The 15867-nt window shown below is 63.4% G+C and carries 17 protein-coding genes; all 17 read left to right on the forward strand.

Features of this window, described 5'->3' with window-relative positions; translation table 11 throughout:
- The first annotated feature begins 52 nt into the window (after window positions 1–52).
- The 17 genes from L286_RS41270 to trbL all read left to right on the forward strand — a co-directional run bounded on the left by L286_RS41270 (window position 53) and on the right by trbL (window position 15866).
- Window positions 53–1102 (forward strand): replication initiator protein A, encoded by a 1050-nt coding sequence (locus tag L286_RS41270; RefSeq protein ID WP_020818556.1) that lies wholly within the window; start codon window positions 53–55, stop codon window positions 1100–1102.
- Complete coding sequence (gene parA, locus L286_RS41275; RefSeq protein ID WP_020818557.1) at window positions 1099–1752, forward strand: ParA family partition ATPase; 654 nt, start codon at window positions 1099–1101, stop codon at window positions 1750–1752. Before L286_RS41270 ends, parA begins: the two co-directional genes overlap by 4 nt.
- Window positions 1749–2003 carry a hypothetical protein gene (locus L286_RS41280; protein WP_020818558.1) on the forward strand — a complete coding sequence of 85 codons (255 nt, stop codon included), beginning with the start codon at window positions 1749–1751 and terminating at the stop codon, window positions 2001–2003. Before parA ends, L286_RS41280 begins: the two co-directional genes overlap by 4 nt.
- Window positions 2000–2518 (forward strand): DUF2840 domain-containing protein, encoded by a 519-nt coding sequence (locus L286_RS41285; RefSeq protein WP_020818559.1) that lies wholly within the window; start codon window positions 2000–2002, stop codon window positions 2516–2518. The genes L286_RS41280 and L286_RS41285 overlap by 4 nt, the downstream gene beginning before the upstream one ends.
- Window positions 2488–3060 carry a S26 family signal peptidase gene (locus L286_RS41290; protein WP_020818560.1) on the forward strand — a complete coding sequence of 191 codons (573 nt, stop codon included), beginning with the start codon at window positions 2488–2490 and terminating at the stop codon, window positions 3058–3060. Before L286_RS41285 ends, L286_RS41290 begins: the two co-directional genes overlap by 31 nt.
- Window positions 3061–3094: 34 nt before the next feature.
- Complete coding sequence (locus tag L286_RS41295; RefSeq protein WP_020818561.1) at window positions 3095–3430, forward strand: DUF736 domain-containing protein; 336 nt, start codon at window positions 3095–3097, stop codon at window positions 3428–3430.
- A 4-nt stretch (window positions 3431–3434) separates the two neighbouring features.
- The gene (locus L286_RS0124940) at window positions 3435–4145 is read left to right on the forward strand and encodes a lytic transglycosylase domain-containing protein (RefSeq protein ID WP_020818562.1); all 711 of its coding nucleotides are present in this window, start codon (window positions 3435–3437) and stop codon (window positions 4143–4145) included.
- A gap of 1153 nt (window positions 4146–5298) precedes the next feature.
- Window positions 5299–6531, forward strand: a complete 1233-nt coding sequence (locus L286_RS49395) for a DUF3363 domain-containing protein (RefSeq protein ID WP_443215028.1) — start codon at window positions 5299–5301, stop codon at window positions 6529–6531.
- A gap of 175 nt (window positions 6532–6706) precedes the next feature.
- On the forward strand, window positions 6707–8695 hold the full coding sequence (locus L286_RS41300; RefSeq protein ID WP_020818564.1) for a conjugal transfer protein TraG: 1989 nt from the start codon (window positions 6707–6709) through the stop codon (window positions 8693–8695).
- Window positions 8696–8709: 14 nt separating this feature from the next.
- Window positions 8710–9171: a CopG family transcriptional regulator gene (locus L286_RS41305; RefSeq protein WP_020818565.1), complete on the forward strand. Its 462-nt coding sequence runs from the start codon at window positions 8710–8712 to the stop codon at window positions 9169–9171.
- 146 nt (window positions 9172–9317) lie between these two features.
- Entirely contained in the window at window positions 9318–10310 is a 993-nt protein-coding gene (gene trbB / locus L286_RS41310) for a P-type conjugative transfer ATPase TrbB (RefSeq protein WP_020818566.1), read from the forward strand.
- Window positions 10311–10339: 29 nt separating this feature from the next.
- Entirely contained in the window at window positions 10340–10639 is a 300-nt protein-coding gene (locus tag L286_RS41315; RefSeq protein WP_229825726.1) for a TrbC/VirB2 family protein, read from the forward strand.
- Window positions 10639–10920 carry a VirB3 family type IV secretion system protein gene (locus L286_RS41320; RefSeq protein WP_020818567.1) on the forward strand — a complete coding sequence of 94 codons (282 nt, stop codon included), beginning with the start codon at window positions 10639–10641 and terminating at the stop codon, window positions 10918–10920. The genes L286_RS41315 and L286_RS41320 overlap by 1 nt, the downstream gene beginning before the upstream one ends.
- Window positions 10921–10930: 10 nt before the next feature.
- Window positions 10931–13438, forward strand: coding sequence for a conjugal transfer protein TrbE (gene trbE / locus L286_RS41325; protein WP_020818568.1), 2508 nt, complete (start codon window positions 10931–10933; stop codon window positions 13436–13438).
- Complete coding sequence (gene trbJ / locus L286_RS41330) at window positions 13435–14217, forward strand: P-type conjugative transfer protein TrbJ (RefSeq protein WP_020818569.1); 783 nt, start codon at window positions 13435–13437, stop codon at window positions 14215–14217. Before trbE ends, trbJ begins: the two co-directional genes overlap by 4 nt.
- A gap of 20 nt (window positions 14218–14237) precedes the next feature.
- Window positions 14238–14525 (forward strand): putative entry exclusion protein TrbK-alt, encoded by a 288-nt coding sequence (gene trbK-alt / locus L286_RS41335; protein WP_020818570.1) that lies wholly within the window; start codon window positions 14238–14240, stop codon window positions 14523–14525.
- Between the two features lie 3 nt (window positions 14526–14528).
- Window positions 14529–15866 (forward strand): P-type conjugative transfer protein TrbL, encoded by a 1338-nt coding sequence (gene trbL, locus L286_RS41340; protein WP_020818571.1) that lies wholly within the window; start codon window positions 14529–14531, stop codon window positions 15864–15866.
- The last annotated feature ends 1 nt before the right edge of the window (window position 15867 follow it).

Consider the following 15867-nt stretch of genomic DNA (forward strand, 5'->3'; position numbering starts at 1 on the left):
TCTGTTTCGGGCGCTTCCCGGTGAACTCGCGCCACGAGACGCGCAGGATCTCATGGCCTATCCTTTCTTTTCCCTTTCCAAATCGCACCGTATCCGCCCGATTGACTTTGCCTTGGGCAACGTCTCGATCCGTGTCGAAGCTGTTCCCGATCACGGTATGGCGACGATCTGGGACGCCGATATACTGATCTGGGCGGCCAGCCAGATCGTGGAAGCGCGGGACGCCGGTCTGCGCACGTCGCGCCTGATGGCGGCAACGCCTTATGAAATCCTGACATTCACAGGGCGCGGAACCTCCCTGAGGGATTATCAGCGCCTGAAGGCGGCGCTGGACCGGCTGCAATCGACTACGGTTGCGACCTCGATCCGCCAGCGCGCCAACGGACGACGCCATCGCTTTTCGTGGATCAACGAATGGCATGAGCGGACCGATGCCAATGGCCGCCCGGACGGCATCGAGATGATCGTGCCCGACTGGTTCTACAGTGCGGTTCTGGATGACGCCCTGATCCTCACCATCGACCGGGCTTATTTCAATCTGACCGGCGGGCTGGATCGCTGGCTCTATCGCCTGGTGCGCAAGCATGGTGGGCGGCAGAAAAACGGTTGGCGGTTCGACTTCCGTCACCTGCACCAGAAATCGGGCAGTCTGTCGCCGTTCAAGCGCTTCGCCTTCGAGCTGCGCGACATTATCCGCCGCCAGCCACTGCCCGGCTACACCCTGTTCGCCGAGGTCGAAACCGGCGGCCGGATGCTGCTCGCTTTCGAGCCTGTCCCGGCCTGTGGAAAACCTGTGGATAGTCTCGTGCTATCGGGAACCCGGACTATCGTGCCATCAGGAACCGGAGGCTCGTGCTATCGGGAACCCAAACACCTCCTATCCTTCGGTAACAAAAGCGAAAATCGCGCCCTTAACTTAGAGTCTAACACAGAATCTAACTTTGAAGAGCGGCGGCGCGATGTGGAAAAGCTCATCGCGAAGGCTGGTGCGGCCCTCAGATCGGGTGCCCATAAAGGCAAGCTGACACCCCCAAAGCAAGGATCGCCCGCGTCAACAAGCACGCCTGAACTTCCTCTCGGCAAACCGGGAGGACGGCGATGATTGTTGCGCTCCTCAATCAGAAAGGCGGCGTGGGCAAGACGACGCTGGCGCTGCATCTCGCCGGAGCCTGGGCCGCGGAAGGCAAGCGCGTCATCCTGATCGATGCCGACCCGCAAGGCTCCGCACTCGACTGGTCGCAGCGGCGTAGCCATGAAGGGCTGCCAAGGCTGTTCAGTGTCATCGGCCTGGCCCGCGATACGCTGCACCGGGAAGCGCCGGAGCTGGCGCGTGACGCCGATCATGTCGTCATCGATGGTCCGCCCCGTGTCGCCGGCCTGATGCGCTCTGCGCTGCTTGCAGCCGATCTGGTGCTGATCCCGGTGCAGCCATCCCCCTTTGACGGCTGGGCATCAGCCGAAATGCTGGCGCTTCTGAATGAAGCACGCATCTATCGCCCGGAGCTGTCCGCCCGTTTTCTGCTGAACCGATGCGCTGCGCGCACCGTCATCGCCCGCGAAACGGCCGAGACACTGGCGGACCATGATCCGCCCTTGCTGGCCACGACGATCGGCCAGCGTGTCGCGTTCGCCGAAGCCGCACAGACCGGACGGCTGGTCTCGGAGACCGATGGCGTTGAACGGGCGGCACAGGAAGTCACAGCGCTGGTGGCCGAGATCGATGGCCTCGGTATCGGGAGGGGCGTGCCATGACACGTCCGCCTGTCAAATCCGGCTTCGCATCGCGTCCGGGCAATCCCGACGGCTGGGTCCGAGCCGCCGATGCGCCGGCAACCCGCAAGACGGCTACGGAGGCGTTCACCGCGCGCTTGACCATCGACATCACGCCCGAACTGCGCGGGCGCATTAAGGTTGCCGCTTTCCGGCGTGGCGTCACCGTCGCCGTGATGCTGCGCGAGCTGCTGGTCCGTGAGTTTCCACCCATCGAAGGAGATCAGCCATGACCGGCAAAACCGTGCGCGCTGCGCATGAACATCCGCAGGCGGACGGGCCCGCACCTTTTACCACATTGGTCGAACTGACCTTCCAGAAAAAGAAGGTCGAGCGATGGATACGCTTCGGCCGCAAGAGCTTTGAGCAGATCATAGACCGCCGCCGCAGTCTGATCGGTTTTGCACCCGAAAGCATCTTCGCCTTCGTCCGCTGGGCCTCCAACGACTACGGTACCATCGTGTCGCGGCTCGACATCCTGCGCGCTGTCGGGCGTGGTGAACCGTTCCAGACTGTACCCTTCGTTCGTCCTGGCGGCGAGATCTTGCTGCGTATCGACGGCTGGCCAAAGGTCCAGCGGGTGTTGGCCCTGATCGACGCAGTGGACGCGCTTGGCGTCGATCCGGCCGATGTTGCGCCGGACCATTGGAGACACGTCCACAACCGTTTGAGTGCCGGTCAGGAACCTAACCCCTACACCCCGGAGCGCCATGCTGCATGGGTCAGCCGCCGGAGGATTGCGCCATGAGCCGCCGTCATATCCTCGCCGTGTCCATGCTGGCCGTCGGCACGCTTGTCGCCACGGCGGTTGCCGATCTGCCAACCCGCCTGATCTGGAATGCGACTGCCAGCGCGCCCATCGGCTTCTACACGGTTGCTCCCGCCGATGCGCTCGAAGTTCCCGAACTGGTCGCCATCATGCCGTCTGAGCCGCTGGAGCGGTTCATGGTCGATCGCGGCTATATTGGACGCGGCGTGCCGTTGCTGAAGCGTGTCCTCGGCCTGCCGGGACAGCGCGTCTGCCGCAGCGGCATGACCATTACCGTCGATAACGTCGAGATGGGGGACGCGTTGGAGCGCGACCGCATGGGCCGCGATCTGCCGGTCTGGCAGGGCTGCCGCATCATCGGCGACGGTGAACTCTTCCTCATGAATTGGGACATCCGGGACAGCCTCGACGGCCGTTACTTCGGACCTGTTCCCGCCAGTTCCGTCATCGGCCGGGCGCTTCCGCTGTGGACCGATGGGGAAGGTGATGGCCGCTACGAATGGCGGGCGGCCACGCATTGAACCCACACCAAACCTCAACGACAGGAGATTATTCATGCCACAGATCGGATTGTTCACGCGCGATGAAACGGGCTTTTCCGGGCGCGTTCACACGCTCACCCTTTACCGTGAGCTTACCATCATGCCAGCCGAGCATTCGGACGCCGAAAACGCGCCGGACTACCGTGTCCATCACGGAGCTGATGACGGCCCCGAGGTCGGCGCTGCATGGAAACGCACCGGCGAAAAGGCTGGTGAGTATCTCTCGGTGCTGCTCGATGATCCCGCCTTGCCGCAGCCGATCCGCGCCAATCTGTTCCGCGACGACGATGCAGGCTCGTCATGGTCGCTGCAATGGAGCCGCCCGCGGCCCCGCGAAGATCGGGACTGAGATCATGCGATCCCGCGCTCTTCTTCTCTTCACAGCCCTTCTGTCGGCTGGCAGCGGATTGACGCCAGCGATTGCGCAGGTCACGCCGCAACCCGCGCCTGTTACCGCGCATCCCCATGCTGCTTTCATTGCCGAGGCGTCACAGCGCTTCGGCATTCCAGAGCACTGGATTCGGGCCGTGCTGCGTGTGGAGAGTGCGGGCGATGTGCGCGCCATTTCATCGGCGGGCGCGATGGGACTGATGCAGGTCATGCCCGATACCTGGGCGGGCCTGCGCCGCCGCCATGGTCTCGGGCGCGCCCCTTACGATCCGCGCGATAACATCCTCGCAGGCACGGCGTATCTGCGCGAGATGTGGAACCGCTACGGCAATGTTGCGGCCATGCTTGCCGCCTACAATGCCGGTCCCGGTCGCTATGACGAGCATCTGGCGACGGGCCGCGTTTTGCCCGCAGAAACGCGCGCCTATGTCGCCACGCTCGCGCCGCTTCTTGGGCATGCGACTGCGCCCGATGTGCCGACAATCGTGCCGCCACCACCACCGGATTGGCGCGAAGCCCCGCTCTTCGTTGCGCAATCCGGCAGCATTTCAGCGGCGGCAAATCAGCCGTCGGGCGACATCCACGCAACCGTTTCTCTGCGCGATCCCGCCGTTCAGGAGCCGCAGGACGGCGGCATATTCGTGGCCCTTGCGAGCGATGGCGACAAGCCATGAGCATGGCGTTTTCACGCGCTTTCGGTCCGCTTCCGGTGTGCAGTCAGGCGTGGGGGCGCCTGGCAGCATTCCCGGCAGGAAGGGCAAAAAGGGAAGGAAAGGCGGAGGGCAAGATAAAGGAAACCGGCACCCTGTCGGGCCTGTTTCTGGGCAAGCCCTTGTCTGCACACTGTTTTGGGGCACGGCGCACGGCACCCTGCTTTTGGGCCTCGCGTGCCGCGATATGGCGCAAAGCCTTGGCTTTGCTGGGTTTTGACCGGCACTCTAACCGAATACCGGCCGATTTTCCGCCGTCACGGCTTCGGATGCGTCGATGAGTGGCGACGACGAGAACCGCTTTCGCCCGAAGCCTGGCCGCATCAGGTCGAACGAGCCGAAGGCGGGCAAGGCGAAGAGCTTTCTGACGCAGGCAAAGAAGCTGGCGCGTCAGCATAGCAACAGCCCCGGCAGATCATCATCATTCGCATCACGGACGTCCTCGTCGCCTTCATCTGGTTCGGCCGGAAAGAGTGGGAAGGTATCGCGGGCTGGCAAAGGTCCGGGCGTCAAGCGTGGCCGTGGCGCGGCCTTTGTCCGCGCCCGAACCCTGTCGGGCGGGTGGCGGCACAGTGCGGCCGGTGCGCGCCGCGTCGTCGTCAAAACCCGGTACGTCCAGAGCGCGGGGAAGAATGGCAAAGGGGCTGCCCATCTGCGCTACATCCAGCGCGACGGCACCTCGCGCGATGGCGAACGTGGCCAGCTCTATTCGGCGACCGACGATCGCGCTGATGGAGATGCCTTTCTTGATCGCGGCAAGGATGATCGCCACCAGTTCCGCTTTATCGTTTCGCCCGAAGATGCCGCTGATCTTTCCGACCTCACCGAACACACCCGCGATCTGATGAGCCGCATCGAGGTCGACCTTGGCACGAAACTCGACTGGGTGGCGGTCAATCACCACAATACCGGCCATCCCCATGTCCATGTCATCGTTCGGGGCAAGGACGATCTGGGCGAAAACCTGGTCATCAATGGCGACTATCTCGCTAATGGTATTCGTGAGCGGGCGAGCGAACTGACCACGCTGGAACTCGGCCCCGTGACCGAGATCGAACAGAGCCGCAAGCTGTCTGCCGAAGTCGATCAGGACCGCTTCACGCGCATCGACCGCGCCATGACCGAGGAGGCCGACGAACGGTTCCTCGATCTGCGCCATGAACCGTCAGATGCACGCCGCCAGTTCAACCGCACGCTTCGCCTGCGCCGTCTCGCCAAACTGGAAAAGATGGGGCTGGCCACGGAACATGCACCCGGCGTCTGGGAGCTTGGTGCGAAGATGGAACCGGCGTTGCGTGAACTGGGTGAGCGCGGCGACATCATCCGCAACATGCACAAGGCGCTGAAGGCCGATGGGCAGGAACGCGATCCGATGACCTTCCAGCTTCACGATGCGGCTCCCGCGGCACCCATCACCGGTCGCGTCGTCGACAAATATCTCACCGATGAGATGGGTGAGAACCTGACCCTCGTGGTCGACGGGATCGACGGGCGCACGCACCATCTTCCCGGCATCGATCCGGCCCGCGTCGAAGACGCCCGGATTGGCAGCATCATCGAGGTCGGTCCCGCCGATACGGCACCGCGCCCATCCGATCGCACCATCGCTGCGATCTCGGAGAATGGCATTTATCGCCCGAGCCGCCACCTCGAACAGGCGAAGTTCGAGGGGCGTGTGCCGGGCGGGGATTACGAGGGTTATGTCGATGCCCATGTCCGGCGATTGGAGTCGCTACGCCGGGCCGGGATTGCCGAGCGGATCGACGCCGACCAGTGGCGCATCCCCGAAGACTTCGAGAGCCGCGCCACCGCCTATGATGCCGGTCGCAACCGGCAGGCCAGCATTCGTGTCGTCTCGACCTTCGACCTGGAAAAGCAGATCGGCGCCGATGGTGCGACCTGGCTCGACCGGCGACTGGTTACGTCGGACGCCTCGGATATTACGCCGGCAGGGTTCGGGCAACAGGTGCGAGAGGCGATGGACCAGCGCCGTGAGCATCATATCGCACAGGGCGACGCGACGCGGCAGCAGAATGGGCGCATCCTCTATCGGCGCAGCCTGCTCACCAACCTTCGGGAACGGGAGGTGGCGCGCATCGGTGCAGAAATGGCCAGCAGCAAAGGCTTGCCGTTCCGGGCGGCTGCCGATGGCGAGACTGTCAGCGGCAAGTTTAGCGGAACCGTGCAGCTCTCGAGCGGCAAGTTCGCCATTATCGAAAAGAGCCACGAGTTCACTCTTGTCCCATGGCGGCCAGTGATCGACCGCCAGCTCGGCCGCGAGGTTGCGGGCATCGTGCAGGGTGGATCGGTATCGTGGCAAATGGGGCGAACACGAGGGCTCGGGATTTGAGCCTTTGCCGATCTGGCACCTCGCAAATTGTTCTGTCGACATCGGCATCTGAAAGGGCCTGTCCGATGTGCCGCCGATAGTATCCGGCAACGCGGCACCCCTGCTTTTCCTGTTGCCGCTTTCGAAAACGTCTATTCTCTGATCGGCTCCGTCTCTCTTGCCGATTGGAGCCTATATGCGTGGAGGCCGAATACTCTGGGGCCAGATCATTGTCGTGTTCACCATTGTCCTGGTGATGGTCTGGACTTCGACACAATGGGTGGCCTTTCGCCTTGGCTTTCAGCCCCAGCTCGGGACTCCATGGTTCGATGTCGCGGGATGGCCGATCTATTATCCTCCGGCCTTCTTCTGGTGGTGGTTTTCCTTCGACGCCTATGCGCCTGGTATTTTCACCGAAGGCGCGTTCATCGCCACGTCCGGGGCGTTGTTCGCTATCGCCGCCGCCTTCTTCATGTCCATCATCCGGGCGCGCGAGGCGCGTAACGTCGCCACCTATGGTTCGGCGCGATGGGCCGAGGACAAGGAAATCCATGCTGCCGGATTGCTCGGTCCCGATGGCGTGGTCCTGGGAAGGCACAGCAAGGACTATCTCCGACACGACGGCCCCGAGCATGTCCTTTGTTTCGCGCCCACCCGATCAGGCAAAGGCGTCGGCCTCGTTGTGCCGACGCTGCTGACCTGGCCGGGAAGTTGCATCGTGCATGACATCAAGGGTGAGAACTGGAATCTGACGGCAGGCTTCCGGTCCCATCACGGCCGCGTCCTACGGTTCGATCCGACCAATGTGCATTCCGCAGCTTACAACCCGCTGCTGGAAGTCCGTCAGGGGGAATGGGAAGTCCGCGATGTCCAGAACATCGCGGACATTCTGGTCGATCCCGAAGGCAGCCTCGACAAGCGTAACCATTGGGAAAAGACCAGCCATTCGCTACTGGTCGGCGCCATCCTGCATGTTCTCTATGCCGAGAAGGACAAGACGCTGGCCGGCGTCGCGAGTTTTCTGTCCGATCCCCGCCGTCCAGTCGAGGCAACCTTGCGCGCCATGATGGACACGTCGCATCTGGGCGAAGCCGGTGTGCATGCCGTCATTGCCTCATCGGCACGCGAACTGCTGAACAAGTCCGAGAACGAACGCTCCGGCGTGCTGTCCACGGCGATGTCCTTTCTCGGCCTCTACCGCGATCCGGTCGTGGCCCGCGTGACGGCCCGCTGCGACTGGCGCATTGCTGATCTGGTCGGAGCAAAAGAACCCGTCAGCCTCTACCTCGTCGTACCGCCCTCGGACATCAATCGCACAAAACCGCTGATCCGCCTCATCCTCAATCAGATCGGGCGGCGGCTGACCGAGGAGCTGGAAACCTCCGGCAAGCGCCATCGCCTGCTGTTGATGCTGGACGAGTTTCCCGCGCTCGGGCGGTTGGACTTCTTTGAATCGGCATTGGCCTTCATGGCCGGCTACGGCCTCAAAGCCTTCCTGATCGCGCAATCGCTCAACCAGATCGAGCGCGCCTATGGGCAGAACAACGCCATTCTCGACAACTGCCATGTGCGTGTCGCCTTTGCTGCCAACGATGAACGCACCGCCAAGCGGATCAGCGACGCGCTCGGCACGGCGACAGAAATGCGCGATTCCACCAACTATGCCGGTCATCGCCTCGCGCCCTGGCTCGGGCATCTCATGGTTTCGCGGCAGGAAACAGCGCGGCCGCTCCTGACGCCCGGCGAAATCATGCAGCTTCCGCCAACCGACGAGATCGTCATGGTAGCGGGTGTGCCGCCCATCCGCGCCGCCAAGGCGCGCTACTATGCCGATGCGCGGCTTCAGGAACGGGTGCTGCCGCCGCCCGATCTACGCAAGCAGTCGGTGAAGATGGAAACATCTGCACCAGACAACTGGACGAGCCGTGTTGTTACGCCCACGGCTGGCCACGGACCCGCGTCGAACAGGTCCGACGACGATCCTGCCAATGCCGGTATCCGTCGTGAGCCGGAGCTTCCCGAGCATGAGGAAATCATCCCGCCACCACCGCCACCATCGCAGGAGTTCGACTTTCTCGATGATGAGCCCGACGTCGATGCCGCCAAGGCCCGCGCCATGCGTGAGCGGATGCGCATGGTCGCGCGGCAAGCATCACTTGACCCAAATGACGGCATCGAGCTTTGAGAAGGAAGACAGGCATGACGAGCCGCACCCGCATGAATGTCTACTTCTCCTCGGATCTGCTGAAGAAGGTCGAAGCCCTTGCGCTGCGCCGTAATGTTTCCAAATCCGCAGTGATCGAGGCGGCGGTCGCATCCTTCCTGTCCGGTGACACGACCGAACGGCTGGAAGCCGCAATGTCGCGACGCCTGGACAAGCTTGGCCGCCAGTTCGACATGCTGGACGAAGATGTCGCCATCCTCGGCGAGACGCTTTCGCTGTTCGTACAATTCTGGCTCACCATGACGCCGCCGCTGTCAGACAGCGCGAAACAGTCGGCACGCATCAAGGGCAACGAGCGCTTCGAAGGCTTCATGCAGACGCTGGGCAAGCGTCTTGCAACTGGCGACAGGTTCCTGAAAGAACTATCACGGGACGTGGATACGCCCCACGATCATTCGGCGCAACGCCAGGCTGAAGCCGATGGAAACCAGCCCTGAAAGTTCCATCCATCCGATTTGCCGCCGTCAGCCGCCGATGCCCGCACGCGCATAAACATCTGTTGAAACGGCCCTAAATCAGGTTCTTTTAATCGACCCCAATCCGGGGTCCGTCTTTTGCGCGTCCCGCCATGAACGGGGCCGCCATGACCACATCACATCAGAAACCCGAGACGATTGCGCGGGGTGCGCGGATGCTGCGCACCGCACTCGGGGCATCGATTGCCCGGTTTCTGGAAGATCCGGCTGTGGTCGAGGTGATGCTGAATCCCGATGGCCGCATCTGGGTGGATCGGCTCTCCGAAGGTCTGGCCGATACGGGAGAGAGGCTGTCTGCGGCTGATGGCGAGCGGATCGTCCGGTTGGTCGCCCATCATGTTGGCGTCGAAGTTCATACCCGAAGTCCGCGTGTATCAGCGGAACTGCCTGAGACCGGAGAGCGCTTCGAAGGATTGCTGCCACCTGTTGTCACGGCGCCGACCTTTGCCATCCGCAAGCCCGCCGCCGCGGTGTTTACGCTCGACGACTATGTAAGCGCCGGGATTATGACCAGCGCTCAGGCCGAGGTGTTGCGCCTGAACGTCGCCACGCGCGCCAATATCCTTGTCGCGGGCGGCACCTCGACCGGAAAAACCACGCTGACCAACGCGCTGCTGGCAGAAGTCGCCAAGACTTCGGATCGCGTCGTGATCATTGAAGACACGCGCGAACTGCAATGTGCCGCGCCGAATCTGGTCGCGATGCGCACCAAGGATGGCGTGGCCACGCTCTCCGACCTGGTGCGTTCGTCGCTGCGCCTGCGTCCTGACCGCATACCGGTCGGCGAGGTGCGCGGCTCCGAAGCCCTCGATCTGCTCAAGGCATGGGGCACCGGCCATCCGGGCGGAATCGGCACCATCCATGCCGGTTCCGGCATTGGCGCGCTGCGACGCCTCGAACAGCTCATCCAGGAAGCCGTCATCACCGTCCCGCGCGCCCTGATCGCCGAAACCATCGACCTTGTCGCCGTTCTTGCCGGACGTGGATCGTCCCGCCGCCTGGTCGAACTCGCCCGCGTCGATGGGCTGGGTCCGGACGGTGACTACGCCATCACGCATCCCATTACTTTGGCAACCACCCCGAAAGGAAACCCTTCATGATCCGTACGATTTCACGCGGCTGCCGCATCATGGCAACCGCCGCTGCCACTGTTTCCATCAGTCTGATGCTGGCGCCTGCCGCACACGCCTCCGGCTCCTCCATGCCCTGGGAGGCACCGCTTCAGTCGATCCTCCAGTCGATCGAGGGTCCTGTCGCCAAAATCATCGCCGTGATCGTCATTATCGCCACCGGCCTGGCGCTGGCCTTCGGCGATACCTCCGGCGGCTTCCGCCGCCTGATCCAGATCGTCTTCGGCCTGTCCATCGCCTTCGCCGCATCGAGCTTCTTCCTGTCGTTCTTCTCGTTCGGCGGCGGGGCGCTCATCTGATGGCGGTCGGGTTTGAACAGCTCGATGCGGTGCCGGGCTTCTCCATCCCGGTTCATCGGGCGCTGACCGAGCATATCCTGCTCGGCAGCGCACCGCGTTCGATTGCCATCGTCAACGGCACGCTGGCCGGCGCCGTCGGCCTCGGCCTTCGCCTCTGGCTGGTTGGCATCGCCATCTGGGCGGTCGGACATTTCCTCGCGGTATGGGCTGCCAAACGCGATCCGCTTTTTGTCGAGGTGGGCCGTAGGCATCTGCGCATCCCCGGTCATCTGTCGGTGTGAGGGCGCGGCCATGATGAACCTCACCGAATATCGCCGTACCGCCACCCGCCTCGCGGATTTCCTGCCCTGGGCCGCGTTGGTCGGCTCGGGCGTCGTGCTGAACAAGGACGGCAGCTTCCAGAGGACTGCGAAGTTTCGCGGGCCGGATCTGGATTCCGCTGTCGCCGCCGAGCTGGTCGCGGTCGCCGGGCGCATCAACAACGCCGTGCGCCGCCTCGGCTCCGGCTGGTCGATCTTTGTTGAGGCACAACGAAGCGAAGCCGCGACCTATCCCGGCAGCCAATTTCCTGATCCGGCTTCCGCTCTGGTCGATGCCGAGCGCAAAGCTGCCTTCGAGGAAGCGGGCACGCATTTCGTGTCAGGCTATTTCCTGACCTTCCTCTGGCTGCCACCCGCCGAAGATGCGGCTCGCGCCGAGACCTGGCTCTATGAGGGCCGTGAGCAATCCGGCGTCAATCCATGGGAGCTGATGCGCGGCTTCATCGACCGCACCGACCGCGTGCTGGCGCTGCTCGACGGCTTCATGCCCGAATGCCACTGGATCGATGATGCCGGCACGCTGACCTATCTCCATTCCACGATATCCACGAACCGCCACCGCGTGCGCGTGCCGGAGGTGCCGATGCACCTTGACGCGCTGCTGGCCGATCAGCCGCTGACCGGCGGGCTGGAGCCACGCCTGGGCTTGTCGCATCTGCGCATCCTGACGATCACAGGCTTTCCGACTGCGACGACGCCCGGCCTGCTCGACGAGATGAACCGGCTGGCTTTTCCCTACCGCTGGTCCACCCGCGCGATCCTGATGGACAAGACCGACGCAACGAAATTGCTGACCAGGATCAGGCGGCAATGGTTCGCCAAGCGCAAGAGCATCGCCGCGATCCTGAAAGAGGTGATGACCAACGAGCAATCTGCGCTCGTGGACACCGATGCGTCGAACAAGGCGCTCGATGCCGACATGGCCTTGCAGGAACTTGGGGCCGACATGGCAGGCATGGCCTATGTCACGGCGACCGTCACCGTATGGGATGCCGATCCGCGCATCGCCGACGAGAAGCTGCGGCTGGTCGAAAAGATCATTCAGGGCCGCGATTTCACGGCCATGCCCGAAACGGTCAATGCCGTCGATGCCTGGCTCGGCTCGATCCCCGGACATGCCTATGCCAATGTCCGGCAGCCGCCGGTCTCGACGCTCAACCTTGCCCACATGATCCCGCTATCGGCCGTGTGGGCGGGGCCGGAACGGAACGAACATCTCGGAGCGCCCCCCTTGCTTTACGGCAAGACCGAGGGTTCGACACCGTTCCGGCTTTCCCTTCATGTCGGCGATGTCGGCCATACGCTTGTCGTCGGCCCGACCGGCGCGGGCAAGTCCGTGCTGCTGGCGCTGATGGCGCTGCAATTTCGCCGCTATGATCGCAGCCAGATCTTCGCTTTCGATTTCGGCGGCTCGATCAGGGTATCTGCGCTCGCCATGGGCGGCGACTGGCACGATCTGGGCGGTGGGCTGACCGAAGGGGACGAGGCGTCCGTTTCCCTGCAGCCGCTGGCGCGGATCGATGATGCCTATGAGCGGTCCTGGGCCGCCGACTGGATCGCCGCGATCCTGATGCGCGAGGGCGTGACCATTACGCCGGAGGTGAAGGAACACATCTGGACGGCGCTGACATCGCTGGCCTCCGCCCCGGTGGGGGAACGGACCATCACCGGCCTTGCCGTTCTGCTGCAATCCAACGATCTGAAACAGGCATTGCGCCCTTACTGCATTGGCGGCGCCTATGGCCGGTTGCTCGACGCTGAGGCCGAACATCTCGGATCAGCCGATGTACAGGCCTTCGAGATCGAGGGGCTGGTCGGCACAGGGGCGGCGCCTGCCGTCCTGTCCTATCTGTTTCACCGCATTGGTGACCGCCTCGACGGGCGGCCAACGCTGCTGATCATCGACGAAGGCTGGCTGGCGCTGGATGACGAAGGTTTCGCCAATCAGCTCCGCGAATGGCTGAAAACGCTCAGGAAGAAGAACGCTTCCGTCATTTTCGCCACGCAGTCACTTTCCGACATCGATGGCAGCAATATCGCGCCTGCAATCATAGAAAGTTGCCCGACGCGGCTGCTGCTGCCGAACGAACGCGCCATCGAGCCGCAGATCACGGCAATCTACCGCCGCTTCGGCCTCAATGACCGGCAAATCGAAATCCTGGCGCGGGCCACGCCCAAGCGGGACTACTACTGCCAATCGCGGCGCGGCAATCGCCTGTTCGAGCTTGGCCTCAGCGAGGTCGGCCTCGCGCTCTGCGCCGCATCATCCAAATCCGATCAGACCCGTATCGCCGAACTCGTCGCCGAGCATGGGCAGGACGGTTTTCTCGCCGCCTGGCTGCGCGATCGCGGCGTCGAATGGGCCGTCGATCTGATCCCGAACCTCACCAATCTTGTCGAACGGGCAGAGCCTGCTCGGCCGGTCTCGCCAGATCAAATCCATCCAGATGACAGCCAAGAAAAGGAGACCCTGCCATGATCCGTATCCCCGTTTCCCGATATGTCAGTGCATCCGTGCTGGCGCTGACGCTCGCCATGCCTGTTGCACTGTCGCCCATGCTGACGAGCCCCGCTCACGCTTTTGGCTTCGGCCGCATCGTCTATGATCCGACCAACTATGCGCAGAACCTTCTGACCGCCGCCCGCACGCTGGAGCAGATCAACCACCAGATCACCTCGCTTCAGAATGAAGCGCAGATGCTCATCAATCAGGCGAAGAATCTTGCCAGTCTGCCATATTCCTCGCTCCAGACTTTGCAGCAGAATGTCCAGCGCACGCAGCAGCTTCTGGCCCAGGCGCAGAACATTGCCTTCGACGTGCAGAACGTCGATCAGATGTTCCAACAGAAATACGGCAAGGTTTCGCTATCCGCGACCGACGCCCAGCTCGTCGCCGATGCACGGTCCCGTTGGCAGAATACGGTCGGCGGCTTGCAGGACGCCATGCGCGTGCAGGCCGGTGTCGTCGGCAATATCGACACCAATCGCGCTGAAATGTCCGCTCTTGTCGGGCAGAGCCAGAACGCGACCGGCGCGTTGCAGGCGACACAAGCGGGCAATCAGCTTCTCGCGCTCCAGTCGCAGCAGCTTTCCGACCTGATCGCGCTGATGTCCGCCAATGGTCGCTCCGAAGCTCTGATCGAAGCCGAGCGCGCCACCGCCGCCGAACAGGGCCGCATCCAACGCGAGCGTTTCCTGACACCGGGATCGGGCTATCAGCCCGGCAATGCCCGGATGTTCGGCAACGGCAGCAACTGACCGGACAGGAGGGGCGCGACATGGACGGCAAGACGCTGGCCCGGCTTGGCGCGATCATATTTGTGGCCATCGCCATCACCGCGACGGTGATCGAAATGACACGCGAGGACGAACCAGCGCAGCCCCGTACGGCCCCGGCGCTTCAGGCGCCTGCCGATCCACTGCGCCAGAGCCTGCGCCACTGCCAGCAGTTAGGCGAGGCCGCCGTGAACGATCCCGGCTGCCTCGCCACCTGGGCCGAGAACCGCGACCGGTTTCTCGGTCGGACGCCGGTGCCCGCCGCCCCGCATCAGAACGGGGGTCAGTGAACCATGGGCGGCACCGGCGTCATCGACAATTTCCTGGGCGTTTTTACCAGTTATATCGACAGCGGCTTCGGCCTGCTTGGCGGCGAGGTCGCCTTCATCGCCACCACCCTGATCGTCATCGACGTGACGCTGGCCGCACTCTTCTGGTCTTGGGGCGCCGATGACGACATCATCGCACGCCTCGTCAAGAAGACGCTCTTCGTCGGTGTCTTCGCATACCTGATCGGCAACTGGAACAATCTCGCCCAGATCATCTTCGACAGCTTCGCAGGTCTTGGCCTGAAAGGTTCGGGCACCAGCTTTTCCGCCGCCGATCTGCTGCGGCCCGGCAAGGTGGCGCAGACTGGCCTCGATGCCGGTCGCCCGCTGCTCGAATCCATCTCGGACATGATGGGCTATTGGTCGTTCTTCGAGAACTTCATCCAGATCGCCTGCCTGATGTTCGCCTGGGCGCTGGTACTGCTGGCCTTCTTCATTCTCGCCGTGCAGCTCTTCGTCACGCTGATCGAGTTCAAGCTGACTACGCTGGCGGGCTTTGTCCTCATTCCCTTCGGCCTCTTCGGCAAGACCGCCTTCATGGCCGAGCGCGTTCTTGGCAATGTCGTCTCCTCCGGCATCAAGGTGCTGGTGCTCGCCGTCATCATCGGCATCGGCTCGACATTGTTCTCGCAGTTTACGGCCGGTTTCGGCGGCGTGACGCCGACCATCGACGACGCCATGGCAATCGTGCTCGCCGCACTTTCCCTTCTCGGCCTCGGCATCTTCGGTCCTGGCATCGCTTCCGGTCTGGTTTCTGGCGGCCCGCAGCTTGGCGCAGGTGCAGCAGTTGGAACCGGCCTTGCAGCTGGCGGCATGATGCTTGCCGGCGGCGCTGCCGCAGGCATGGCCGCGAAGGGAGGGGCAGCGGCGCTGTCGGGTGGAGCTGCGGCTGTCCGTGGCGGTGCTGCTGCCGCAGGTGCGGCGAGCGCCGCCTATAGTGTCGGATCGCTCGGCCAGTCAGGCGCTGCCGGTGTTGCCCGCGCGGCAGGCTCCGCCGCCGCATCGCCTCTGAAACGGACGGCCTCGAAAGCAGCGGAAAGCGTCAAATCCAGCTTCTCCGATGGCGCGCGCGCCGGGCTCGGCGTCACCGGTGGATCGTCCTCGCAGGGAACCATTGGCGGTGCGAGCGTGGCCGACGCTGCCGGACCCGCCTCCGCGGGCGGCCCGCCTGCATGGGCGCAGCAGATGCACCGCCGCCAGGCGCTCAATCACGGCACGACCATGGCCGCCCATGCCGTCCGCTCCGGTGACAGCCACGGCGGCGGCTCTTCCGTCAACATCTCCGAAAGTGACCGCTCATGAA

Origin of the sequence: Sphingobium sp. HDIP04, assembly GCF_000445085.1 — a bacterium.
GTDB lineage: Bacteria > Pseudomonadota > Alphaproteobacteria > Sphingomonadales > Sphingomonadaceae > Sphingobium > Sphingobium indicum.